The organism is Streptacidiphilus jiangxiensis (genome assembly GCF_900109465.1).
Taxonomy (GTDB): Bacteria; Actinomycetota; Actinomycetes; order Streptomycetales; family Streptomycetaceae; genus Streptacidiphilus; species Streptacidiphilus jiangxiensis.
Window position 1 is genome coordinate 1 of record NZ_FOAZ01000026.1, and the last position, 23,328, is coordinate 23,328.

The window sequence follows — 23,328 nt, forward strand, 5'->3', positions numbered from 1 at the left end:
CGGTTACATTCCGAACCCGGAAGCTAAGCCTCACAGCGCCGATGGTACTGCAGGGGGGACCCTGTGGGAGAGTAGGACGCCGCCGAACAACCTTTACAGTGAAGCCCCCTGACCATTAGTCAGGGGGCTTCACTGCGTTGTGGGCATGAAATGAAGAACGAAGTGTGGGGCCTGGCGGACGCTTTCGCGTCCGCCAGGCCCCACACGTTTCACACGTTTCAGCCGGCCGGGGTGGCGGGCGGCGGAGGGGCGTGGAAGGGGATGCCGGCTTCCTCCGCGAGCTGGATGTCCAGGCTCTCGCGACGGATGCGGCGGTCGATGTAGTGCAGTCCCTGGGCGAGCGGCGTGAGGGGGAGCGTGAGGAGGCTGGTCAGCAGGCTGACCGGCACCATGGCCGCGATGATCACCAGCTCGGTCAGCAGGACGTGCTTCGCGTTGGCCGGGTCGGTGGTGTTGATCGTGCCGGGGGTGGCGCTCAGGCCCAGTGCGCCGAGGTAGAAGAGGGAGAGGATCTGGTTGACTCCGTACTGGATGACCCCGCCGATCAGGGCGGCCAGGAGGGTGACGCCGAGTGCGCGTCCCCAGGATCCCTCGTTCAGGCGCCAGGCCCGCCTGATCGCCTCGACCGGGCGCTTGCCCTCGAGGACGACCGTGGCGTTGACCGGCACGAGCCGGATGTAGGAGTACAGGTACCACACGAAGGACGCCGCGGCGAGCAGGAACCCGAGCAGGGCGATCAACGCCGCAGCGCCGGAGCCGTTGGCGACGAGCGCCAGGGCCAGGACCACACCGAACGACAGCAGGAACGGGCCGCCGCAGAGCAGCTGCGTCAACAGCGTCGTGCCGGTGAGCCGCCAGATGTACGGGGTGCACTCGGAGAGGATCTGGCGGAACCCGACCCGACGGCCGACGACCGCGTGGCGCAGGGTCGCGATGCTGCTGAGCGTCCCGCTGATCAAGGTGGCCAGGTAGGTGACCAGGATGAGCAGGGCCAGCACGACGACGGCGACGACCACGTTGGCGATCTCGGAGCCGCTGGGGGTCCAGTCGTAGTTGTCGACGTTGGCCTTGGCATCCAGATAGAAGTTGTGGAGCGGGGTCCACTCGATGGCGCCGAAGACGGCGAAGAGCACCGTGCAGCCGACCCCGGTGATCAGCGGGAGCCCGTAGACCGCAAGGAAGTTGTAGCGGATCGTCGCGAAGACCGCGTTGAGGATCTCGCCGATGTCGAGGGGGCGGAGCGGTATGACGCCGGGCTTGGGCGCCATCGGAACCCGCCCCCACGGGCCGGGCCCCATCGGCCCCATCGGCCCCATCGGGCCGTTCGGGCCCCAGGATCCGCCGGGCGGTGGGCCCGGCGGTGTGGGTGGTTGCCACCAACCCCCGTTGCTGCTCATTGCTTTCGTGGTCCTTCGTCGGAGTGTCAGGACCACTGAGCGTACGGCAGGGCACCAGGGGTGGGCAGGGGCGCGGTTCACACCCCCGGGAGGGTGATACGGAAACGTTGCGGCGTCGTCGTCAGCTGCCGGCCGGGCAGCAGCAGGAGCTCGTCCTCGGCCAGGCCCGGCTGGGGGGCGTACTCGGCGGCGCCGACGGAGGCCAGGAGCGCCGCGAGCGGGGCCGGGGAGAGGGGGCCGAGGACGGCGCGGTGGTCCGCACTTGTCCACAGGCTGTGGACAGCGCGCTCGCCCCAGCGGGCGCGTGCCTGCTCGGGGGAGCGCAGCAGGGCGAGGGCGCGCAGTCCTTGGGCGCTGCCATCGGCCATGAGCTGCGGCAATGTCGGAAAGGGCGCCACGGCGGCGATGTCGTCGAGGACCAGCAGCGGCCCAGGGGCGGGGTCCTCGGAGCCCTTCTGCGGGGACGCGTGCCAGGCGCGCTGGACCACGTCGTCCACAAGCGCGGAGAGCAACGGCATCGCACTGTGGGCAGCAGGGCCGAGCGGCACGGCGTCGGTCCGCGGCTCGCGGAGCCGACCGTCGCCGGCGCGGCCGAGGACGTAGAGGCTGCCGGCGGCGCCGCCGGTCAGCAGTGCCTCCGGGTTCAGCGCGGAGTCGGGGGTGCTGGGGGTGCAGGCGGCGAGCACGTGCAGTTCCGCGACCGCGCCCAGCGCCGCGCGGACGCGGCCCAGGGCCGCGTCGAGAGCGGGTGCGGACTGCAGCAGAGCCGACTGGAGCTGCCCGGCCCAGGGCTCCTCCCCGGCTGCCACGTCCACCGGGGTCGCGGCCGACTGCAGGACCGCGACGGCCTCCTGACGCCCCGTGCCGGCACCCGTGCCGGTCACGCCCCCCACCCACCGGGCCACGTGGCGGAAGGGGCGGCCGTCCAGTGCGGCCGCGCGCAGCCAGCAGCGCAGCAGGGTCTCCGCGAGGGCGCGGGCCGCTTGCTCCTCGCGGTCGGCGACCGGTCGCACCGTCGGCAGGAGCAGGGCGCGGGCGCGTGCCGACGCGACGACCGGCTCGGCGCAGCCGCTCTGCGGCGCCCACCGGCCGCGGGTGACCGTGCCGTCCAGGGTCTCCGCAGCGTCCTCGGCGTCCTCGGCGGTCAGGTGCTGGGGATCGAACCGCAGGGCGTGCCGGTAGGGGGGCCGGACGTCCCACAGGTGCGTGTCGGCCGTGACGACCACCAGCGGCCCGCTCGTCGCCCCTGCGATCACGCCGCTGACCAGCGCGCGCCGCGCGACGCTGCCCGCTTCCGGCGCGAAGACGCAGAGTGTGCCGTGCGCCGGCATGGTGAAGCGCCGCACGACGGCGGGTTCCCGATCGGTGCGGGCCCATCCGGCGGCCGTCGCCCCTGCGGGCCGGGGGACGAGCCCGCCGGGGGCCGGTGCCCCGACAGGCCCGGTCGGCGCCGGGGTTGCCTGGGAGGCTCCGGCGATTTCGGCCACGTCTGCCACCACGGTCGCGTCCGCCCAGCCGCCGGTCGGCACGCCTGCTGTCCCCGCTGCTGCCCCGCCCGCCGTCCCGGCCGCCGTCCCGGGTGCCGACGCCCAGTCGGCCTCGGCCGCCCGGCCGGTCGCCGGGCGGGTGCCGCTGCCGTCGGGCCGGCCGGAGGAGGCCCGGTGGTCCGGGTGCGGCACGGTGAGTGGAGCGGTCGGCTGCGCGGGGCCACCCGCACCCGGTGCGCGGCGCGGTCCTGGCGGACCGACCTGCGGTCCCCAGCCCCCGGATGTGTCGGGTACGCCCGATGCGCCCCAACCCTCCGGGTGGGTCGGACGGGCGACCGGTGCTGCGCCGGGCGGCCGCTCCTGGTAGGCGCCGTCGTGTCCTGGCTCCCCGTCGCCTCCTGCCGCGCTCTGTCCCCCCGGGGCCCCGGCGCGCCACGCGGCCTGCGCCTGGTGCGCGGCGCGACGCTTGGCGCGGGCGGCGGCTGCGGAGAGCAGCAGCGTCAGGGCCACGGACAGCAGGGCGAAGAAGGTGAGCCAGAAGGCGGCGGGCGAGGGCAGGTCGGCTCTGGGAGTGCCGGGCCAGGCGCCCGCGAGGTCGTTGGGGGCCGTGGCGAGGTGGCGGATCGCGACCGCTGTGGACAGGAACGGCAGCGGGTGCGGGAGATGCCCGTGCGAGACGAGGGCGCCGAGCCCCGTCGCCGCCCAGACCAGGGCGGTCGTGCCGAGCAGGACGGCGAGCAGACCGACGATCGCGCCGTCGGGAACGCCTCCGGTCCGCCGCGGTGTCTGAGGCGTGGCGGACCGGGGAGGCAAGGACGGGGAGCGCTGGTCGGACATCACGCTGCCGGGTCGTCCGCGAGCTGTTGGGAGGCGCGGGTGCGTTCGGCGATGGCGTCCTCCGTCATGGCACGGTCGGTGTAGACCAGGGGCCGCTCGTGCTCGGTGATGATGTGTTTCACCACCTGCACGTTGCCGTTGACGTCCCAGACCGCGATGCCGGGCGACAGCGTCGGGATGATCTCGACCGCCCAGCGCGGCAGGCCCAGCACCCGGCCCGTTGCCCGGGCCTCGTCGGCTTTCTGCATGTAGATGGTGCGGGTGGAGGCCATCTTCAGGATGGCCGACGCCTCCTTGGCGGCCGCGCCGTCGACCACGTCGGAGAGGTGGTGCACGACCGCGATGAACGACAGGCCGAGGCGCCGCCCGAACTTGAGCAGGCGTTGGAAGAGCTGGGCCACGAAGGGCGAGTTGATGATGTGCCAGGCCTCCTCGACGAGGAAGATGCGCTTCTTCCGGTCGGGGCGGATCCAGGTGTGCTCCAGCCAGACGCCGACGATCGCCATCAGGATCGGCATGGCGATCGAGTTGCGGTCGATGTGCGAGAGGTCGAAGACGATCAGCGGCGCGTCCAGGTCGATACCGGTCGTCGTTGGGCCGTCGAACATGCCGCACAGGTCGCCGTCGACGAGGCGGTCCAGGACGAGGGCGACGTCGAGGCCCCAGGTCTGGATCTCCTCCAGGGAGACGCCGAGCGCGTCGATGGAGTCGGTGTTGGGGGAGCGCAGGGAGTCGATGATGTCGCCCAGGACGGGCTGGCGTTCCGTCACGGTGGCGATGACGTGCGCGTGCGCGGCCTTGAGCGCGAAACCGGCGCGCTCCTCCAGGCCGCGCCCCATCGCGACCTCGATGATGGTGCGCAGCAGAGCCAGCTGCCCGTTCAGGGTGATGGACGGGTCGAGCGGGTTGAGCTTGACGCCGCCGTCGAGGGCCGCCATCGGGTCGAGCCGGATCGGCGTTATCCCCAGGGCGCGGGCGATGAGGTTCCATTCGCCGACGCCGTCCTCGCCCTGCGCGTCCAGGACGACGACCTGCCGGTCGCGGAAGCGCAGCTGCCGCAGCACGTAGGTCTTCTCCAGCGCGGACTTGCCGTTGCCGGACTCGCCCAGCACCAGCCAGTGCGGAGCGGGCAGCTGCTGGCCGTAGAGCTGGAAGGGGTCGTAGACGTAGCCCTTGCCGCTGTAGACCTCACGACCGATGATCACGCCGGAGTCGCCCAGGCCGGGGGCGGCTGTCGGCAGGTAGACGGCTTGGGCCTGTCCGGTGGAGGTGCGCACCGGAAGCCGGGTCGTCTCGTTCTTGCCGAAGAGAAAGCTGGTGAACCCCTCGGTGATGCCTCCGAGCGGTGCTGCCATGGCCGGCCTCCAGGGATGGTTCGGGGGTGCGGGTGGGGGTCAGCGGCGGATGCCGGTGGCGAAGGGGAGGGTGTTGACGAAGGCACGGTGGTGTTCCCGGTCGCACCATTCCAGCTTGAGATAGCTCTTTCCGGCAGAGGCGCGAATGGTGCGCTTGTCGCGCGCCAGCGCTTCGGGGGAGCGTGAGCTGACGGTGATGTACCCGACCAGGTTGACCCCGGCGGCGCCGGAGGCGAGGTCCTCGCCGCGCTGGTCGACGCGGCCGCTGTGGGCCAGGTCGCGCGGGTCGATGGTGCGGTTCATCTTGGCGGCGCGGCTGGCTTCGGCGTCGTCGTTGGTCTTCTCGGTCAGCATCCGCTCGATGGCGACGTCGGTGGGCTCCAGGTCCATGCAGACGGCGACGGTGCGGATCACGTCCGGGGTGTGCACCAGCAGCGGCGCGAGGAAGTTGACGCCGACGGGGGTGAGCGGCCACTCCTTGACCCACGCGGTGGCGTGGCACCAGGGCTCCCGGGTGACCGACTCGCGGGTCTTGGCCTGGAGGTAGTTGGCGTTGGTGGCGTCCAGCTCGGCCGGCCAGGCGTTGCGCTTGGACATGGCCTGGATGTGGTCGATCTGGTGGTCCGGGTCGTACATCGAGTGCAGCAGTGACGCGAGCCGGGCCTGCCCGAGCGGCTGGCGGACGCGGATGTCGGCCTCGGCGAGGCGGGCGCAGATGTCGGTGAGCTCGCGAGCCATGACGGCGGCCAGGCCCTCGTCACCGCGGGCGCGACCCAGTGCCGTGCGGCCCATCGCCTGGGCCTCGGCGGCGAGCTCGCGGGTGTAGGGCATGCAGGCGACCAGGTAGGCGCGGTGCTGCTCGGAGGAGGTGGAGACCATCGCCTGGAGCTGGTCGTAGGACTCCTTGAGCCACTGCGGGGAGGCGTCGTCGCCGCGCCGGGCGACGTCCTTGGCGTGCGCGTCGGGGTCGGCGGGAAGGGTGCGGGCGAGCATCTGCAGGCGCGTCACGAAGCCGTCGCCGTTGGCGACGTGGCGCAGCAGCGTGCCGAACCGTTCCACCAGGGCTTCCTGGTCCTCGCTGTCGCGCAGGCCGACGCCGGGGCCCTCGATCTCGATGGCGGCGGTGACGGTGCGGCGGTCGAGGTGCAGCAGCACGGCCACCTCGTCCGGCCCGAACGGCGCGGCGAGCCAGCGGATCCGTCCGATGCCGGGCGGCGGGCCGATCTCGACCTCGTCGCCGGAGAGCCGGGTGCCGGCCTCCATCGCGGGGGAGCGGTAGCCGGCGGCGGGGGAGCGGGCGATCCGCTTGTAGCTGCGGTTGATCTCCGCCCACTTGTAGAACGTCCGCTTGCGGTAGGGCACGTAGACGATGCCGAAGCCGAGCAGCGGGAACCCGATCAGGCCGATCAGCCGGATGAGGAGGATCGGGACGAGGATCCCCCACATCATGCCGAGGAAGGCGCAGAAGATGATCAGGAAGACCTCGCCGCCTTCGCGGTTCCGCCCGATCACCGCATTCGGCTTGGCCTTGCCGATGAGGTAGGTGCGCCGGTACTGCCCGACGGGTGGGGTGGTCACGGCTGGCTTCCGCCTCCCTTGGCGAACGTGCTGGTGGTACTGGTGCTTCGGGTGGCGTCAGGGCTGCCGCCCTGCGCGGGCGGGGCCGCGGGGGCCGGCGCGTTGCGGGTCGCGTGCGCGGCGATGCCCGGCGTGACACTCCCGCCGCCTGCGGCTGCGCCGCCGCTGCCCCCACCGTTCTCGCCGTCGCGGCCGGCGTGGGTGCTGATGCCCTGCTTCATGAAGTTCGCCGGCCCGTTCACGACGGCCCGGCCGGCGCTCACCGCTTGGGCGCGGGCGCGCCGCATCGCGACCATGTCGTCGCCGAAGCCGGGCACGAACCGGTAGATCACGGAGCTGGCGAAGATGGACAGCACGAGGATCGCCACACCCGAGGTGACGGTCGCGAACGCGTCATTGGCCCCGGCGGAGGACGCGACGGCCCCGGCCAGCCCGAGCACGATCACGATGACGGGCTTGACGAGGATGACGGCGATCATCAGCCCGGCCCAGCGGCGGACGTGCTTCCACAGCTGCTTGTCGACCATCCCGGCGTAGACGACGGTGCCGAGCAGCGCCCCGACGTAGAGCATGGCCGCCCGGACGAACATCTCCAACCACACCATCGCCGCGGCGACGATCGCGATCAGGCTCACCAGCACGAGGATGATCGGCCCACCCCCGATCTTCCCCGAGGTGAGGGTGTCCGCGAAGGTCCCGAGGTACGTCGCGGTATCGGTCTTCGTCCCGGCGGCGATGCCCTGGGTGATCCCGTCCGTGGCACTGACGACGGTGTACAGGATCAACGGCGTGAACGCGGAGGCGAGCACGGTCAGCCACAGGTAGCCGATGGCCTCCCCGAACGCGGTGTGCAGCGGGACCCCACGCGCGGCGCGCTTTATCACGGCGAGGAGCCAGAGCAGCAGCGTGAGGAAGGTGGCGGCGGCGAAGACGATCGCGTACTGCTTGAGGAAGGCGGAGTTGGTGAAGTCGACGTTGGTGGTGCTGTCGATCCCGTCGGAGAGCTTGCGGACGATCCAGGCGGCGGCGTTGGCGCAGCTGTTCGCAAGCGACTGGACCGGGTCGATGGAGCCGGGCAAGGAGCCGGACGTGTTCGTGTTCTGGCCGGCCTGGCACGCCTGAGCGGCCATGCCGAAGAGCCCCTTGCAGTCCTTCGGGCTGGCCGACGGCGACGGTGAGATGGGCCCCGGGGCGGCTGCGGCGGTTCCTGCCAGGACCAGGAGCTGCAGCGCGGACAGTCCTGCCGCGACAGGGACGATCCTGCGGAGGTCAACGGGCATAGCGGAAACCTCCGAACTGGTTGACGGCACTCGCCAGATCCCCATAGCTGGAGACAGCCTGACTTCCGCTGATGGGTGTCGGACCGGACACCTGAGAGAAGTCGTTCACCTTCCAGTCATTCCCGGACCAGACGAGCCTGAGGGTGAGCGTGTACCAGTACTCGGTTACTGGCCGGGTGGATCCCTGGCCGGCGAGCCCTCCGATTGACGTGCTCCAAATCTCGACGGTGGCCCCCGAGTCGGTGAAGCCGTCGATCTTGGTGCCCACGGGGACCGAGCGCGAGACGAAGGTGAGCCCGCTCGGTGCCCGGCCGTTCGTCAGGCCGAACTGTGCGGCTTCAGCGCTGTACGAGGCATCGAAGCGACTGTTTAGGGTGGCCATCGCACTGGGGTCGGCGACGGTCGCGATGATCGCGTGCCGCGACGCCGTCGCGTACATCTCGCTCGAGCCCAGCGCCACCGAGTAGTTCGCCGCGGCGCTCTGCGCGCCCTCGCTCGTGTGGGGGTACTGGACGCCGATGCCGTGGGCCGTCGTGGTGACCGGTTGGGTGCCGGTCGGGGCGGTGGGGGAGACGGCTGTGCCGGCGTCGTTGGAGTGGGTGGCGGGGCCGGTCGTGGGGGAGCCGTTCGTGCGGTTGATCACCGCGACCGCGATCACCAGGAGGAAGACGACGACGAAGACCCCGCCGAGCATGCGGAGGCGTCCGAAGCCAGGGGCCTGCGGCCCCATGGGCTGCTCGCCCGCCGGGAGGCGGGTACGCGTGTGCGGCTGGTCGTCGGACACGGACACGGCAGCCCCCTTGGGACGAGGGTGGGCGGGCAGTCGGGCAAGCGGGCGCACACCCCGGGAAGGGTGTGTGTCAACTCTGTCACCCGGACGGTGGCCCGTGGGCGGGGATTCACCGAACCGGACTAGTCATTTCGGGCTAGTCCACCCGAAGTGGACAGCAGAAACGGGATTCAGACGACTAATCAGATCGCCATCCCATAGACAATGGTGAAGAGAGTCCCCAGCGAACCGATGATGAACACGCCGGTCAACCCGGCGATGATCAGCCCTTTGCCCTGTTCCGCACTGAACGTGTCACGCAGCGCCGTCGCGCCGATCCGCTGCTTGGCGGCGCCCCAGATGGCGATCGCCAGGCAGCCGAGGATGGCGACCGCCATCACGACCTCCACCATCGTCCGGGCCTGGTTGCCCAGGTTGGCGAACGGGCCCCAGTTGGGCGCGATGCCACCGATGATGGTGTTGATGTCACCCTTGCCAGCACTCAGATACACAGCAACCACCCACCTGATCATCATTCAAAGCCCAGCGCCCGGCCATGGCGAAGGGCCCAGCCCTATTCTTGGCCAGATCCGATGTCGACTTGGCCACTTCTTGGCAGTTCCCTGCCGAGGCTCTCGTCACAACTGCCACGATGGGGCCTGATCGCGCAATGACTGCAATGACGTCGCTCCGTCGCTCGCCCGACCCTACCGCTTACTGTCTGTATCACCGGTGATTGCCATGGGCAACGCTCTCACCGACACTGGCGGATGACGCACCGTAACCTCGCCCGAACCACCTGGACCACGCTGGGAGGAGGCCCTGATGGCGGTTCGGCGGAAGGCGCTGCTCGGTGGCGGGCTCGCGGCCGGGCTGTGCGGGTTGTTCGGGTCGTTCGTCGTCGCCGTGATGATCACCGCGGGGAACCTGGACCAGGCCGCCGCGCAGGGGGCGACCACGCTCGCGCCGGGGACGGTGCCCACCGCCTACACGAGCCTCATCCAGAAGTGGGGCAATCTCTGCCCGGAACTGACGCCGCCTCTGCTGGCCGCTCAGCTGTACCAGGAGAGCGGGTTCACGCCCGGCGCCGTCAGTCCCGTCGGTGCGCAGGGGATAGCGCAGTTCATGCCGGGCACGTGGAAGATCTACGGCATCGACCCGACCCACACCCACACCCCCAGCGTGTGGAACCCGGCCGACGCGATCCCTTCCGCCGCCTCCTACGACTGCCAGCTCGCCAAGGACGTCGCGAGCGTGCCCGGCGACCGCACCGCGAACATGCTGGCCGCCTACAACGCCGGTCCGTACGCGGTGATCAGCGCGGGCGGTGTCCCGCCGATCCCGGAGACGCAGCACTACGTCGAGAACATCAAGAAGCTGGCGCTCTCCTTCACGGCCGCGACGACCGTCTCGTTCTCCTCGCAGGCCGCCGGGGCGATCTACTTCGCGCAGAGCAAGCTCGGCACGCCCTACCTGTGGGGCGGCGAGGGCCTGGCCTCCCAGGGCTACCGCTTCGACTGCAGCGGCCTCACCCAGGCGGCGTACGCGAGTGTCGGGATCAAGCTGCCGCGCGTCGCCGCCGACCAGTGGTACGCCGGTCCGCACCCGAGCCGGGATCAGCTCCAGCCGGGCGACCTGGTGTTCTTCTCGCACGACCCGAACGACCCCTCGCAGATCCACCATGTCGGCATCTACGTCGGCGGCGGCTACATGATCAACGCCCCGCACACCGGCGCGGTGATCCGCTACGACTCCATCGACTCCGAGGGCGACTACTTCGGGGCCACCCGCGTCACCACCGACGGCGCGGCGGCCCTGCCGACCGTGCAGACCAACGGCACGATCGCCAACGGACGGTGACCGTCCCGCAGACGTGCGTGCGGCACCCGTGTCGGTTGTGCCGGTCCCGTGAGCGAAGCGCAACATTCCGATAACTTCCGGGGTGAGCGGAACACTATGGGGCATTCGCTCCGTTGTGCCCGCTGTCAGGCGAGCACACTTGACCTTGGTGCAACGACGCAACGGGGGTTGCTCAACGGGTATGGGCTTGAGGCGCGGAGGTGTGCGGGGTGGTCACGCTACTGGCGGACGGCGGTGGCGGGGGAAGCCTCGACTGGTCGCTGGTCTCCGCGGTCAACGGACTGGCGACGAGCCTGCCGCAGGCCCTGGACTCGGCGCTGGCCTTCCTCGGTGAGTACGGCGTCCCGCTCGGCTCGGTCCTGCTGCTGCTCGCCGCGTGGGCGCGGGCGAGACGCGGCAAGGGCGCGCCCGTCGCCGTGGCCGGGGTCCTGTGGGCGGGCCTCGCGGCCGGTATGGCGCTGCTGCTGAACCTGCCCGTACGGGCGATGGTCCAGCGTCCGCGTCCCTTCGTCTCCCACCCGGGCCAGCTCGACCTGCTGATGAGCCACCAGGCCAACGGGTCCTTCGCGAGCGACCACGCCACCTTCACGATGGCGCTGGCCGTCGGCCTGCTGCTGGTCGACCGGCGGCTGGGGCTGGTCGGGATCGCGCTCGCCTTCTTCGAGGGCTTCCTGCGGGTCTTCATGGGCGTGCACTACCCCTCGGACGTCCTCGGCGGCTTCGCGCTGGGCACCGCGACGGTGCTGCTGCTCGCCCCGGTCGCGATGGCCGTGCTGACGCCGTTCACGCACGCGCTCACGCGCACGGCGCTGCGTCCCCTGGTCACCGCCCCCAAGGCGGTCCGCTCCCGCGCCGCCCGGACCGGGAACCCCGCGGAGACCGCCCCGGAGGAGCCCCCGCACGACCTGGCCGCCTGACCCGTTCGGGCGGACGGTCACGCGAGCGGGACGCCCTGGGGGAAGCGGAACAGGCCCGTGGGGTCGTACTGCTTCTTCACCTGCCGCAGCCGGGCCGCGTTCGCGCCGTAGTAGGCCTGCTCCCAGCCGTGCAGCTGCGGGTCGACGTAGTTCTGGTAGGCCTCGCCGCTCGCGTACGGGCGCATCGCGTCCCAGGTGTTGTCGACCCAGGCCCAGCTGTGCTTCGCGGCGGTGCCGCCGGTCACCCCGGCCGGGTAGTCCGCCGAGTACTGGGCCAGGAAGAGCCCGCTGCGGTGGACGAACGCGGTGTTGTGCGCGCCGACGCGGTTGATCGCCCCGCCGAGCGCGTCGAAGGCCACCGCGGCGTGGCCGCCCTTCGGCGCGTAGCTGCGGTAGCGGGCGACCGCGGCGACGACCGCCGCCGCGCCGGCGCCGGTGAGCGGCTGGGTGAAGAAGTCCGAGCGGGCCCCGTACGAGGAGCGGGTGACGCGGCCCGCGGGGCTGTGGCCGGGCAGCACACCGGGGACGTGGGCCTGCGCCTCGGTGTCCCCGGCGACGCCGCCCATCACCTGCATCGTCGTCAGGTACGAGGCGCTGTGGAAGGACGCGCTCGAGGGACGCTCCGTCAGGCGGTCCACCAGGTTGGCCAGCTCCGCGCGGGAGCCGCCGTAGAGGTTGACCGTGGACTCGACCCGCAGGGTGCCGTCCCAGTCCGCGGTGAGGTGCAGGTTGGCCCAGAGGTTGTCCTGCGCCTTCGGCGCCCACCGCTGCCAGGCCTCGATGGCCTGCCGGGCGCGCGACCACGGCCAGGACAGGAAGCCGTAGGCGCAGTCGTCGGCCGCGTGGGTGCGGAAGTCCAGGCGGGTGACCACGCCGAAGTTGCCGCCGCCCGCGCCGCGCAGCGCCCAGAAGAGGTCCGGGTCCTGGCCGGCGCCCGGGCCGACCTCGCGGATCTGGCCGTCCGGGGTGACGATCTCCGCACCGATGAGGTTGTCGCAGGTCAGGCCGTTGGCGCGGCCGGTCACGCCAACGCCGCCGCCGAGCGTGAGGCCGCTGACGCCGACGCTGGGGCAGGACCCGGCCGGGATGGTGCGGCCGGAGGCCGCGAGGCCGGTGTAGACGTCGATCAACCGCGCGCCCGCGCCGACGCTCGCGGTGGCGCCGCCGGCGTGGACGGTGTTCATCCGGCCCACGTCGACCACCAGGCCGTTGCTCACGGTGGACCAGCCGGCGTAGTTGTGCCCGCCGTTGCGCGCCACGATCGGTACGCCGGCGCTGCGGGCGAACGCGAGGCACGCGGCGACGTCCTGCGCGGAGGCCGCGTAGGCGACCGCAGCGGGACGCACGGTGTCGAACCGCGGCTGGAAGAGCTCGGCGGCCTCGGCGTAGTCGGCCTGACCGGGCCGGATCAGCCGACCGGAGAGGCGGTGTGCCAGCGCAGCCCAGTCGGGGGTGCTGCCGGCCAGATTCCGGCCGGTGCCCGCGGCGGTGCCGCCGGTGCCCGCGGGCCGCCCGGACGGGGTGGCCGCGGCGGCCGGCCGGGACTTCGCCCCGCACGCCGCGACGCCCGCCACGGCCGCGAGCGCGCCGCCGGCCCGCAGCAGATTGCGGCGGGTGGTTCCCTGGTCGCCCATGCTCTTCCTTCTACCGTCCCGAGAGGGGGTTACGCGGGAGTAGACGTGCAATCCCCCGCGAGGGTTGCAGAGCCCCCGGCGACCGGACCACTCGATTTCCCATCCCCTGTGTTCCCCGACCCCTGCCTGTCCCCTCGTGCGTCCCCTGCGCGCACGTCCCGCACGGCCCGAACGCCCCGCACGTCCCGCACGTCCCGCCGGGCTACGTGGCCGTCGCCTCGGCGTGGTGCTCCTCGGCGTCCCGGCGGGCGCGGTCGCGTGAGCGACGGGCCGGGGAGTACCACCCACAGCTGCAGCGGGCGAAGGCGAACGCGCCTCTCTCCGTCACGGACGTCAGATGCTCAGGCCTTCCCTCGAGCCGCTGGTGCGGAAAGACCTGCCACGCGTCGTGGGTCACCCCACCACGGTAACCCGGACGGCCGTAACTTCCCCCAGGACGGCTCGTTGGGCACTACGCGCACGCCACGCCGCGCACGCCGTGCCCAGGAGGACCGTATGTCTCGCCCGTACCGCCGCGCCGCTCTTCACACCGCCGCAGCCGCCACCGCGGTCGTCGCGGTGCTGGGTCTGGCCGCCTGCTCCTCCTCGGGGCAGACGAGCACCAGCAGCGACGCCCAGGCGGCCAAGGTGAACCCGGCGGACGACCGCCTGGCCGCCGATCCGCTGTCGGCCGTCCGCGCGGCCGCGGACATCACCGGCCACAACGGCTCGCTCCAGGACGTCACCACGCTCCACACCGTCGCGGCCAAGAAGCAGATGCTGCTGCACGGCACGGGCGTGTACGACTACTCCGCCCACCTCGGTCGACTGGAGGTGTCCGTTCCGGCCGGCAGCGGCTCCGCCCCGGCGGGCCGGCTGACGGAGATCGTCAGCCCGGGTGTGGTCTACCTGCAGAACAGTGGGGCCAAGGTGCCGGCCGGCAAGTGGGTCAAGCTCTCCGTGCAGCAGCTCGGCGACGGCAACCTGGTGAGCAGCGGCGCCACCGATCCGGCCAGCGCGGCCGACGCGCTGCGCGGCGCGCAGACGGCCACGCTGGTGGATTCGGCCACGGTCGACGGCGTCGTCCTCAAGCACTACCGGGGCACGCTCGACCTCACCGCCGCGGCCAAGGCCACCGGCGGCCCCTCCAGTGCGGGCCTGGCGCTGGCGGCGCACACCTTCACGGTGAAGGCAGTCCCCTACGACGTGTGGCTGGACGAGCACGGCCGGATCAACAAGATCGTCGAGGTCTTCACCTTCGCCCAGGTCCCGGGCTCCACGGCGCCCAAGGACCAGACGATGGTCACCTCGACGAGCGTCTTCTCCGGGTTCGGCTCGCCGGTGCAGGTCACCGTGCCCTCCGACGCGGACATCGTCGCGCCGAGCGCGGCCGCCGGCAGCAAGTGAGCGCCCTGCCGTAAAAGCAAAATGGCCCAGACGTGCCATGCACGCCCGGCACGGCATGCCTACTCTGTAAGGAGTTGACTGCCCGTCGACGGTGAGGAGGTGGCACGCATGGCTGCGGACGACCTGGTCGCCCTGGCGGAGATCGAGATGTACAGCGATCTCATCATCGCGGCGGCCGCCACCCCGGGCGAGCGGCTGACAGCCGAGCGGATCGACACCATCCTCTGTGTGGAGCGGGACCCGAAGCAGCCTCGGGTCCCGCAGCAGCGCGTCAGCGACGAGGACCTCTCGCAGAGCAACTGACTCGCAGAGCAACTGATCAGGAGCGGATCAGGAGCAGCGGATCAGGAGCGCAGCAGTCGGGAGATCGCGGCGGTCGCCTCGGCGACCTTCTCCTCCGCCTCGGCCCCGCCCTTCTCCATCGCGTCCGCGACGCAGTGCCGCAGGTGCTCCTCCAACAGGCTCAGCGCGAAGGACTGCAGCGCCTTCGTGCTCGCGGAGACCTGGGTGAGGATGTCGATGCAGTAGGTGTCGTTCTCGACCATCCGCTGCAGGCCGCGGACCTGGCCCTCGATCCGGCGCAGCCGTTTGACGTGGTCGTCCTTGCGCGCGCTGTACCCGTGCGGTCCGCTGTGTGCCGAGTGCGTCGTCTCGGCGTGCGGCGTCTCCTCGGTGGCCAGGGCTTCCACGGCGTCCATGCCCCCATGGTAGGTGGCCGGGACGCGATCCGGTCACGGGTGGATATCGAATGGCCGCGTTGTCGGCACTTCCTGGTGACCGCCGTGCCAGTGCGTACGCAAGGATGATTTCCGTTGCTCCGTGGCGGCCGTCGTACCCCGGTGTGCGCAAAGTGCGGACGCAGCGCCTAGCATCGCTACGTCCGCCCCTGTACTTCGGAGACTTTTGTGCGTATTCGTCTGACCCCTCGGGAGACGAGCTTCTATGACTTGTTCGCCTCCTCGGCGAGCAACCTCGTCAATGGCTCCAAGCTCCTGCTGGAACTGCTCGGCGCAGACGTCGCCGGGCGGGCGGAAATCGCCGACCGGATGCGCGCCGCCGAGCACGCGGGCGACGAGTTCACCCACGCGATCTTCCACCAGCTGAACTCGTCCTTCATCACCCCGTTCGACCGGGAGGACATCTACGCGCTGGCCTCCTCGCTCGACGACATCATGGACTTCATGGAGGAGGCCGTCGACCTGACGGTCCTCTACGAGGTCGACAGCCTGCCCAAGGGCGTCGAGCAGCAGATCGAGGTGCTGGCCCGGGCGGCGGAGTTGACCGCGGCCGCGATGCCGAACCTGCGCACGATGGAGAACATGACGGAGTACTGGATCGAGGTCAACCGGCTGGAGAACCAGGCCGACCAGATCCACCGCAAGCTGCTCGCGCGGCTGTTCAGCGGGGAGTACGAGGCCATCGAGGTGCTGAAGCTCAAGCAGATCGTCGACGTGCTGGAAGAGGCCGCCGACGCGTTCGAACATGTGGCGAACACGGTGGAGACCATCGCCGTCAAGGAGTCCTGAACCGCTCGTGGACATCTTCGGACTGGTCCTGGTCATCACCGTTGCCTTCGGCTTCGCCTACACCAACGGCTTCCACGACTCGGCGAACGCGATCGCGACCTCGGTGTCGACGCGCGCGCTGACCCCCAAGGCCGCGCTGTTGATGGCGGCCGTGATGAACCTGCTCGGCGCGTTCCTGGGCGAGGGTGTGGCCCAGACGGTCAGCAAGGGCATCATCGCGACGCCGTCGGGCAGTCACGGCATGGTCATCCTGTGGTCGGCGCTGGTCGGTGCGATCGCCTGGAACCTGATCACCTGGTACTTCGGCCTGCCCTCCTCGTCCACGCACGCCCTCTTCGGCGGCATGGTGGGCGCGGCCCTGGCCGGTGGCACGACGGTCTACTGGTCCGGCCTGCTGGACAAGGTGATCATCCCGATGTTCACCTCGCCGATCGCCGGTCTGGCGCTCGGCTTCCTGGTGATGGTCGGGGTCATGTGGATCTTCCGCCGGGCCAACCCGCACCGCGCCAAGCGCGGCTTCCGGATGGCCCAGACGGTCTCCGCGGCGGCGATGGCGCTCGGCCACGGCCTGCAGGACACGCAGAAGACCATGGGCATCGTGGTGATGGCGCTGACCATCTCCGGCCACTACTCCGGCAGTAACATCCCGACGTGGGTCAAGATCTCCACGGCTCTGGTGATGGCGCTCGGCACCTGGGCGGGTGGCTGGCGCATCATGCGGACCCTCGGCCGGCGCATCATCGAGCTGGATCCGCCGCAGGGCTTTGCGGCGGAGTCCGTCTCGGCCCTGATCCTCTACGTGACCTCGTACGCCTACAAGGTGCCGGTCTCCACGACCCACGTCATCACCTCGGCGATCATGGGCGTCGGCGCGACGAAGCGGGTGCGTGCGGTGCGCTGGGGCGTGGCGAAGGACATCGTCCTGGGCTGGTTCATCACCCTCCCGGCCGCGGGTCTCGTGGCCGCGATCGTCTTCTGGATCAGCTGGGCGATCGTCGGCTGACGCCGGGCGAGCAGGGGAAGCAGGGTAAGCAGGGCACAGAGCGAAGGGTCCGATCCTCCCGGAGGGGAGAATCGGACCCTTCGTTGTTTGGCCTCCGCGGCGGCACCGCCTAGTAGCGCCGCGGAGGGGTCATGGGGCCTGCTGCCTCGACGATCAGCCGAAGCGGCCGGAGATGTAGTCCTCGGTGGCCTGGACCGACGGGTTGGAGAAGATCTTCTCCGTCGAGTCGATCTCGATCAGGCGGCCCGGCTGACCCACACCCGACAGGTTGAAGAACGCGGTGCGGTCGCTGACGCGCGCGGCCTGCTGCATGTTGTGGGTCACGATGACGATCGTGTACTGCTCCTTGAGCTGGCCGATCAGGTCCTCGATGGCGAGGGTGGAGATCGGGTCCAGGGCGGAGCAGGGCTCGTCCATCAGCAGGACCTGCGGCTCGACCGCGATCGCGCGGGCGATGCACAGACGCTGCTGCTGACCGCCGGACAGGCCCGCGCCGGGCTTGTCGAGGCGGTCCTTGACCTCGTTCCAGAGGTTGGCGCCGCGCAGCGAGCGCTCGACGGCCTCGTCGACGACCTTCTTGTTGCGGACGCCGTTCAGCTTGAGGCCGGCGGCGACGTTCTCCTTGATGGACATCGTGGGGAACGGGTTCGGCCGCTGGAAGACCATGCCGACGGTGCGGCGCACGGCCACCGGGTCGATGTTGGAGCCGTAGAGGTTCTCGTCGTCGAGCATGACCTTTCCCTCGACGCGGGCGCCGGGGATCACCTCGTGCATGCGGTTCAGGGTCCGCAGGAAGGTGGACTTGCCGCAGCCGGACGGGCCGATGAAGGCCGTCACCGTGCGGGGCTCGACGACCATGGAGATGTCCTCCACGGCCCGGAAGTTTCCGTAGTACGCGTTCAGTCCGCTGACGTCGATGCGCTTGGCCATGATGTTCTTTCGCTTTCCTTCAAGTCTTCTGGATTCGAGATGCGCACGTCAGCGCGAGAGGCCCTTGGGCGCCTTCCAGCGGGCGAGCCCGCGGGCGACCAGGTTGAGGACCATGACCACGGCGATCAGGACCAGTGCACCGCCCCAGGCACGGGCCTGCGACTGGTCCGTGCCCTTCCCGTACTCGGTCCACACGTAGAGCGGGAGCGAGGACTGCGGGTTGCTGAAGGGGTTGTAGTTGATCGTGTCGGCGCCGAAGACCAGCATCAGGATCGGCGCGGTCTCGCCGACGATGCGGGCGACGGCCAGCATCACACCGGTGACGATGCCGCCGAGCGCGGTCGGCAGCACGACGCGGGTGATGGTGAGCCACTTCGGCACGCCGAGGGCCAGGGAGGCCTCGCGCAGCTCGTTCGGGACGAGCTTGAGCATCTCCTCGGTGGAGCGCACGACCACCGGCAGCATCAGGATCGCCAGCGCCATGGCGCCCGCGAAGCCGGTGAACGGCATGTTGAGGATGATGATCCAGAAGGAGAGGATGAACAGACCGGCCACGATGGACGGGACACCGGTCATGACATCGACGAAGAAGCTGATCGCCTTGCCCAGCCGGTTGCCCCGGCCGTACTCGACCAGGTAGACGGCGGTCAGGATGCCGACCGGCGCGGCGAACAGGGACGCCAGGGCGACCTGCTCCAGGGTGCCGATCAGGGCGTGGTAGAGGCCGCCGCCGTCCTGGTTGATCGCGACCCCGTTCATGGAGTGCGTCAGGAAGTCGGCGTTGATGACGCCGATGCCCTTGCTGATGGTCATCCACAGCACGGAGATCAGCGGCAGCAGGGCGAGCAGGAAGGCGACCCAGACAAGGCTGGTGGCCACGGTGTTCTTCGCGTGGCGGCGACCCTCGACGAGGGCCGAGGCGGTGTACTGGATGGCGACGAAGAGGATCGCGCCGATCAGGCACCACTGGAGCTTGCTGCTGAAGCCGAAGCCCGCGCCGAGGGCGATGGCGATCAGCGCGGCCAGCGCCAGGTTGGCGACCGGCATCCAGCGCGGCAGGCGTCGCTCGGTCAGGGAGGAACCGAGGGAGCGGGACGAGGTGGCGAGGCTGCTCATCAGGCGTCAGCTCCCGAGTATTCCTTGCGGCGGGCGATGATCATCCGGGCGCCGCCGTTGACGACCAGGGTGATCACGAACAGGACCAGGCCGGCGGCGATGAGCGCGTCACGGCCGGTGCCCTGGGACTCGCCGAACTGGCTGGCGATGGTCTGGGCGATGGTCGAGCCTGCGGGGTCCAGGATGTGCAGGTTGATCACGTAGGACGGGGAGAGCACCGTCGCCACGGCCATGGTCTCGCCGAGCGCGCGGCCGAGGCCGAGCATCGAGGCGGAGATGATGCCGGAGCGGCCGAACGGGATCACCGCGGTACGGATCATCTCCCAGCGGGTCGCGCCGAGCGCGAGCGCGGCCTCCTCGTGGGCGCGGGGCACCTGGAGGAAGATCTCGCGGCTCACCGCGGTGATGATCGGCAGGATCATGATCGCCAGCACGACGCCGACGGTGAACAGGGAGCGCGGCTGGGTGCCCGGCTCGTTCTGGTGGAAGACGTACGTCCACCCGAAGTACTGGTTCAGCCAGGCGTTGACGCCCAGCATGTGCGGCACCAGGAAGAGCGCGCCCCACAGACCGAAGACGATCGAGGGCACGGCGGCCAGCAGGTCGACCACGTAGCCGAGGGCCTGGGCGATGCGGCGCGGCGCGTAGTGCGAGATGAACAGCGCGATGCCGAGGGCGACCGGCACGGCGATGACCATCGCGACGACGGCGCTGACGATCGTGCCCGTGGCGATGGCCGCGATACCGAAGGTGATCGGGTCGGCCTGGGTCTGCCAGTCGGAGGTGGTGAGGAAGTTGCCGTGGTCGGCGCTGATCGCGCTGATGGCGCGGACGGTGAGGAAGGCCGCGATGGCGGCCATGATCACCAGGAGCAGGATGCCGCTGCCGCTGGACGCGAACTTGAAGATCGCGTCACCGCGGCGGCCGGTGCCGCTGCTGTCGGCCAACGACGAACGACCCCGCCGCGGCGAGGAGCCGGCGAGGTTGGGGGTCTTGTGGGGCTCTCGGTCGCTCGGGGGAGCGCTGGTTTCGCGTGGGGTTTCCATGAGATCTCCGGTCTGGTGGCGCGGGCCCTGCTGGGGCTGCGCCTGGCGGCGGTGCACCGGACGTGAGGGAGCGTTCGAGGCTCGGTGTCGTGACATTCGCGGGGATTCGGTACCGGGCCCAGGGGGCCGGCGCGGACGCCGGCCCCCTGGCCAGGTTCAGGGCCTACTGGGTCCTGGACCCTTCCGACCCTTAGGAGAGGGAGGAGATGGTCTGCTGGACCTGGGTCTGCAGGGCGGCCGGCAGCGGGAAGTAGCCGAGGCTGGAGACCGAGTTCTGACCCGCGGTGCTGGAGATGTAGGTCAGGAAGGACTTCAGGGTCGGCAGCGTGGAGGCGGCGTTGCCCTTGTCGCAGGCGATCTCGTAGGTCACCAGGACGATCGGGTAGGCGCCGTCCGTCTTGGTGGTGTACGCGGCCTTCAGGTCCAGCGCCAGGTCGGGGGCGGTGCCGACGACCTTGGCGTCACCGACGGCCTTGGAGGCGGCGGCGGTGGAGACCGCGACCGGGGCGGAGGCACCGGTGTTGACCTGGACGGTGGAGATGCTCTGCTGGGTGGCGTAGGAGAGCTCGAAGTAGGAGATCGAGCCCTGGACCTGCTTGACCTGGGCCGCGAGACCGGCGGAGCCGGCCGCAGCCTGGCCGCCCTTGGCCTGCCACAGCTTGTTCGGGGCGAAGGTGTAGTCCGCCGGGGCCGCCGCGGCCAGGTAGGCCGTGAAGTTGGCGGTGGTGCCCGAGCCGTCCGAACGGTGGAAGGTCTGGATCGGCAGGGAGGGCAGGTTCGCCGAGGAGTTCAGCGCCTTGATGGCCGGGTCGTCCCACTTGGTGATCTTGCCGGTGAAGATCTGGGCCAGCGTCTTGGCGTCCAGGACCAGGTTGGTGACACCCGGCAGGTTGTAACCGATGGCGATGGGGCCACCGATCATCGGGATGTTGATGCCCTTGCCGCCGTTCTGGCAGGCGGTGCCCTGGGTCTTGGCGACGTCGGCGGCCTTCATCGCGGCGTCGGAGCCCGCGAAGGCGACCTTGCCGGTCTGGAAGGACGTGATGCCCGCGCCGGAGCCGGTGCCCTGGTAGTTGATGGTCACGCCGGAGCAGGCGGCCTGGAAGTCCTTGACCCACTGGGTCATGGCGTTCTGCTGCGCGGTGGAGCCCGCGGCGAGCAGCTGGCCGGTGGCGCCGTTGCAGGCGATCGAGCTGGCCGAGGCGGCCGAGGAGCCGGCGGCGGCCGGGCTGCTGCTCGAGTTGGAGCTGGAGTTGTTGTCGGAGCCGCACGCCGCGAGCGTCAGCGAGCTGACGACCGCAAGGGCGCCGATGGCGAGGGCCTTGGTGCGGCCGTTGCGCTGGAGCTTCACTTGGTGTCCCTTTCTGGGTCCGCCACCACGGGGAGGAAGTGGGCGGCGGTACATCACTGAGAGGAGGAGAACCGGTCGGCGGCCTCCGATGACACTGAAGTTAGGCAGACGAGGTGAAGCGTTCGGCCTGCGCAAATGAACGGAAAGTGAACCTGTGTCGGACACCGGGATACGCAGACCAGTAGTAACGGTTTCGCCACGACGAGAGCACGGCAAGAGCACGACCCGGGCGCGGGTCAGGGGCTTGCCTCAGCCGTCACATCCGTTACGCTCAGCGCCCGAGTTGCTCCAGCAGAGCGTCCACCAGGGCGCGGTCGTGCTCGTAGCTGAGCCGGGCCCGCGCCTCCGCGACGGGCAGCCAGCGCAGGGCGTCCACCTCGCGGTTCGGGACGAAGCGCCCCGTCAGGACCGTCGCCGCCCAGTAGCGCACCCGCTTGATCCGGTCCCGGACGAGATAGTGCTGGGTGGGCAGCCTGCGGCCGAGCACCACCGTCATACCGGTCTCCTCGCGCGCCTCGCGCAGGGCGGCCTCGCGGTGCTTCTCGCCGAGCTCCAGCTTGCCCTTGGGAAAACTCCAGTCGTCGTACTTGGCCCGGTGGACCAGCGCCAGTTCGACGCCGTGCCGTCCCTCGCGCCACAGGACGACGCCTGCGGCCTTGATCAGCTCCATGCTGCGCGGTGCCCGGTCCTTCTTGGAGTTCTTGGCCTTCTTGCCAGTGGTGCCAATGGTCAGGTCGATCGGGCGAGCCATGGGTCGGTGAGCCATCCGGAGCTGTGGAATGCGGGCCAGGACACGCTGAAGGCGTGGCGCGCGGCTTCCACCTCCAGACGTTGATCAGCATGCACCACTCCGAGCACGTACGCGGTCGCCGGGGTGATTCTCGGCGTGCGCGCCGCGAGCGCGGCCGCCTCGGCCGCGTCCGCGGCCTCCTGCTGCCGCTCCAGATGCGCGGCCAGCGCGGCCAGGCCCGTCAACGGCTCCTCGGTGCGCTCGCCCAGCAGCGGACGGCACACCTCCAGGGCGTAGCGGGCGTAGCGCACCGCCGCGCCGACGCGCGTCCAGGCGGCGTCCTCGTGCGCGGCCATCGCCGGGGAGTCGGCGGCCGGGACCACCGCGACCCGGTGCAGCGCGTCACCGTTGTAGGGCTGCGCGGCGCGCTGCAGCGGCAGCCGGGAGACGGTCAGCTCCAGCGCCTCGCCCAGTCGGGCGGTGTACGCGAGCAACTGCTCCGGCTGGTGGGCCGTGCCGGGGGAGCGCAGTGGCAGGTCGGAGACGAGCAGCGTCATCCGGTCCGCCAGGGAGTGGAACCGGGAGGAGCCGAGCTCCTGCAGGGCCGCGGTGTGGCTGCGGGAGCGGGCCAGGGTGAGCTGGCGCTCCAGCATCGCCCGCGCCTTCGGGGCTCCCGGGTGGTGCGCCAGCAGGCCGCCCACCATGTGCTCGGTCGCCACGCCCCCCTCCGCGCCGCGGGCCGCCTCGCCCGTCCGTGGGGTCGGCACGGTCGTGTCGGTGCAGGTCAGCGAGTCGACGGCGGCCAGCAGCCGGGCCAGACGGCGGCTGTAGCCGCGCTCCTGGCCCAGCGTGACCACCAGCGCGGCCAGGTCGCCGCGCATCGTCTCGGCCCATATGGGTTCGAGCAGGGAGCCGAATGCGTGCAGGGCGCCGTCCACCCGGCGCAGTGTCCCCAGGTCGACGTCGGGCAGGGCTCTCAGGAAGCGCCCGGCCTGCTCGGCGAGGTGCGCGGCCAGCAGGTTCTCGGCCGAGGACGCCCCGGACAGCGGCTGTCCGGGGGGCGTCTCGTTCTCGGTCGTCATTCGGTCAGTCCCCGTTGCTTGCTGGGCCCGGTCCCGGGCGTGGG

General features: G+C 70.7%; 22 protein-coding genes and 1 rRNA gene. 7 read left to right on the forward strand and 16 right to left on the reverse strand.

Features of this window, described 5'->3' with window-relative positions; all coding sequences use genetic code 11:
- Positions 1–88, forward strand: a 5S ribosomal RNA gene (gene rrf / locus BMY61_RS35790); the annotation flags it as partial.
- Positions 89–218: 130 nt separating this feature from the next.
- Here the strand turns inward: rrf and BMY61_RS35795 are convergent.
- The 7 genes from BMY61_RS35795 to BMY61_RS35825 form a co-directional block, all read right to left on the reverse strand.
- On the reverse strand, positions 219–1,268 hold the full coding sequence (locus tag BMY61_RS35795; RefSeq protein WP_042460161.1) for a hypothetical protein: 1,050 nt from the start codon (positions 1,266–1,268) through the stop codon (positions 219–221).
- A 206-nt stretch (positions 1,269–1,474) separates the two neighbouring features.
- Positions 1,475–3,721 (reverse strand): TraM recognition domain-containing protein, encoded by a 2,247-nt coding sequence (locus tag BMY61_RS48510; protein WP_052439525.1) that lies wholly within the window; start codon positions 3,719–3,721, stop codon positions 1,475–1,477.
- Entirely contained in the window at positions 3,721–5,076 is a 1,356-nt protein-coding gene (locus BMY61_RS35805) for an ATP-binding protein (protein ID WP_042460164.1), read from the reverse strand. The genes BMY61_RS48510 and BMY61_RS35805 overlap by 1 nt, the downstream gene beginning before the upstream one ends.
- Positions 5,077–5,115: 39 nt before the next feature.
- The gene (locus BMY61_RS35810; protein ID WP_042460167.1) at positions 5,116–6,654 is read right to left on the reverse strand and encodes an SCO6880 family protein; all 1,539 of its coding nucleotides are present in this window, start codon (positions 6,652–6,654) and stop codon (positions 5,116–5,118) included.
- Complete coding sequence (locus BMY61_RS35815; protein WP_042460170.1) at positions 6,651–7,934, reverse strand: hypothetical protein; 1,284 nt, start codon at positions 7,932–7,934, stop codon at positions 6,651–6,653. The genes BMY61_RS35810 and BMY61_RS35815 overlap by 4 nt, the downstream gene beginning before the upstream one ends.
- A complete protein-coding gene (locus BMY61_RS35820) occupies positions 7,924–8,724 on the reverse strand; it encodes a hypothetical protein (protein ID WP_042460173.1) in 801 nt (266 codons plus the stop codon). Before BMY61_RS35820 ends, BMY61_RS35815 begins: the two co-directional genes overlap by 11 nt.
- Positions 8,725–8,906: 182 nt before the next feature.
- A complete protein-coding gene (locus tag BMY61_RS35825) occupies positions 8,907–9,215 on the reverse strand; it encodes a hypothetical protein (RefSeq protein ID WP_042373303.1) in 309 nt (102 codons plus the stop codon).
- 313 nt (positions 9,216–9,528) lie between these two features.
- Between BMY61_RS35825 and BMY61_RS35830 the strand changes: the two genes are divergently transcribed.
- Positions 9,529–10,563, forward strand: coding sequence for a C40 family peptidase (locus BMY61_RS35830; RefSeq protein WP_042460176.1), 1,035 nt, complete (start codon positions 9,529–9,531; stop codon positions 10,561–10,563).
- A 209-nt stretch (positions 10,564–10,772) separates the two neighbouring features.
- The gene (locus BMY61_RS35835; RefSeq protein WP_052439527.1) at positions 10,773–11,480 is read left to right on the forward strand and encodes a phosphatase PAP2 family protein; all 708 of its coding nucleotides are present in this window, start codon (positions 10,773–10,775) and stop codon (positions 11,478–11,480) included.
- A 17-nt stretch (positions 11,481–11,497) separates the two neighbouring features.
- Here BMY61_RS35835 and BMY61_RS35840 read toward each other — a convergent pair whose 3' ends face one another.
- Positions 11,498–13,114 carry an FAD-binding oxidoreductase gene (locus tag BMY61_RS35840; protein ID WP_075004195.1) on the reverse strand — a complete coding sequence of 539 codons (1,617 nt, stop codon included), beginning with the start codon at positions 13,112–13,114 and terminating at the stop codon, positions 11,498–11,500.
- 202 nt (positions 13,115–13,316) lie between these two features.
- The gene (locus tag BMY61_RS35845) at positions 13,317–13,511 is read right to left on the reverse strand and encodes a hypothetical protein (protein ID WP_042460183.1); all 195 of its coding nucleotides are present in this window, start codon (positions 13,509–13,511) and stop codon (positions 13,317–13,319) included.
- 98 nt (positions 13,512–13,609) lie between these two features.
- On the opposite strand from BMY61_RS35845, the gene BMY61_RS35850 reads away from it, so the two are divergent.
- Entirely contained in the window at positions 13,610–14,500 is an 891-nt protein-coding gene (locus BMY61_RS35850; protein WP_042460186.1) for an SCO4651 family lipoprotein, read from the forward strand.
- Positions 14,501–14,608: 108 nt separating this feature from the next.
- Positions 14,609–14,803, forward strand: coding sequence for a hypothetical protein (locus tag BMY61_RS35855; RefSeq protein WP_042460189.1), 195 nt, complete (start codon positions 14,609–14,611; stop codon positions 14,801–14,803).
- A 41-nt stretch (positions 14,804–14,844) separates the two neighbouring features.
- Here the strand turns inward: BMY61_RS35855 and BMY61_RS35860 are convergent, their stop codons facing one another.
- Positions 14,845–15,198 carry a metal-sensitive transcriptional regulator gene (locus BMY61_RS35860; protein ID WP_042460192.1) on the reverse strand — a complete coding sequence of 118 codons (354 nt, stop codon included), beginning with the start codon at positions 15,196–15,198 and terminating at the stop codon, positions 14,845–14,847.
- 207 nt (positions 15,199–15,405) lie between these two features.
- Between BMY61_RS35860 and BMY61_RS35865 the strand changes: the two genes are divergently transcribed.
- Both BMY61_RS35865 and BMY61_RS35870 read left to right on the forward strand, forming a co-directional pair.
- Positions 15,406–16,026 carry a DUF47 domain-containing protein gene (locus BMY61_RS35865; protein WP_042460195.1) on the forward strand — a complete coding sequence of 207 codons (621 nt, stop codon included), beginning with the start codon at positions 15,406–15,408 and terminating at the stop codon, positions 16,024–16,026.
- A gap of 7 nt (positions 16,027–16,033) precedes the next feature.
- The gene (locus BMY61_RS35870; protein ID WP_042460198.1) at positions 16,034–17,029 is read left to right on the forward strand and encodes an inorganic phosphate transporter; all 996 of its coding nucleotides are present in this window, start codon (positions 16,034–16,036) and stop codon (positions 17,027–17,029) included.
- 153 nt (positions 17,030–17,182) lie between these two features.
- Here BMY61_RS35870 and pstB read toward each other — a convergent pair whose 3' ends face one another.
- The 6 genes from pstB to BMY61_RS35900 form a co-directional block, all read right to left on the reverse strand.
- Entirely contained in the window at positions 17,183–17,959 is a 777-nt protein-coding gene (gene pstB / locus BMY61_RS35875; RefSeq protein ID WP_042460201.1) for a phosphate ABC transporter ATP-binding protein PstB, read from the reverse strand.
- Between the two features lie 48 nt (positions 17,960–18,007).
- Positions 18,008–19,075 carry a phosphate ABC transporter permease PstA gene (pstA, locus tag BMY61_RS35880; protein ID WP_042460204.1) on the reverse strand — a complete coding sequence of 356 codons (1,068 nt, stop codon included), beginning with the start codon at positions 19,073–19,075 and terminating at the stop codon, positions 18,008–18,010.
- The gene (gene pstC, locus BMY61_RS35885; protein WP_075004196.1) at positions 19,075–20,121 is read right to left on the reverse strand and encodes a phosphate ABC transporter permease subunit PstC; all 1,047 of its coding nucleotides are present in this window, start codon (positions 20,119–20,121) and stop codon (positions 19,075–19,077) included. The genes pstA and pstC overlap by 1 nt, the downstream gene beginning before the upstream one ends.
- A 190-nt stretch (positions 20,122–20,311) precedes the next feature.
- Entirely contained in the window at positions 20,312–21,472 is a 1,161-nt protein-coding gene (pstS, locus tag BMY61_RS35890) for a phosphate ABC transporter substrate-binding protein PstS (protein WP_042460210.1), read from the reverse strand.
- Positions 21,473–21,743: 271 nt separating this feature from the next.
- On the reverse strand, positions 21,744–22,142 hold the full coding sequence (locus tag BMY61_RS35895) for an NUDIX hydrolase (protein ID WP_042460244.1): 399 nt from the start codon (positions 22,140–22,142) through the stop codon (positions 21,744–21,746).
- Positions 22,143–22,201: 59 nt separating this feature from the next.
- On the reverse strand, positions 22,202–23,284 hold the full coding sequence (locus BMY61_RS35900; RefSeq protein ID WP_042460213.1) for a CHAD domain-containing protein: 1,083 nt from the start codon (positions 23,282–23,284) through the stop codon (positions 22,202–22,204).
- Positions 23,285–23,328: the final 44 nt, after the last annotated feature.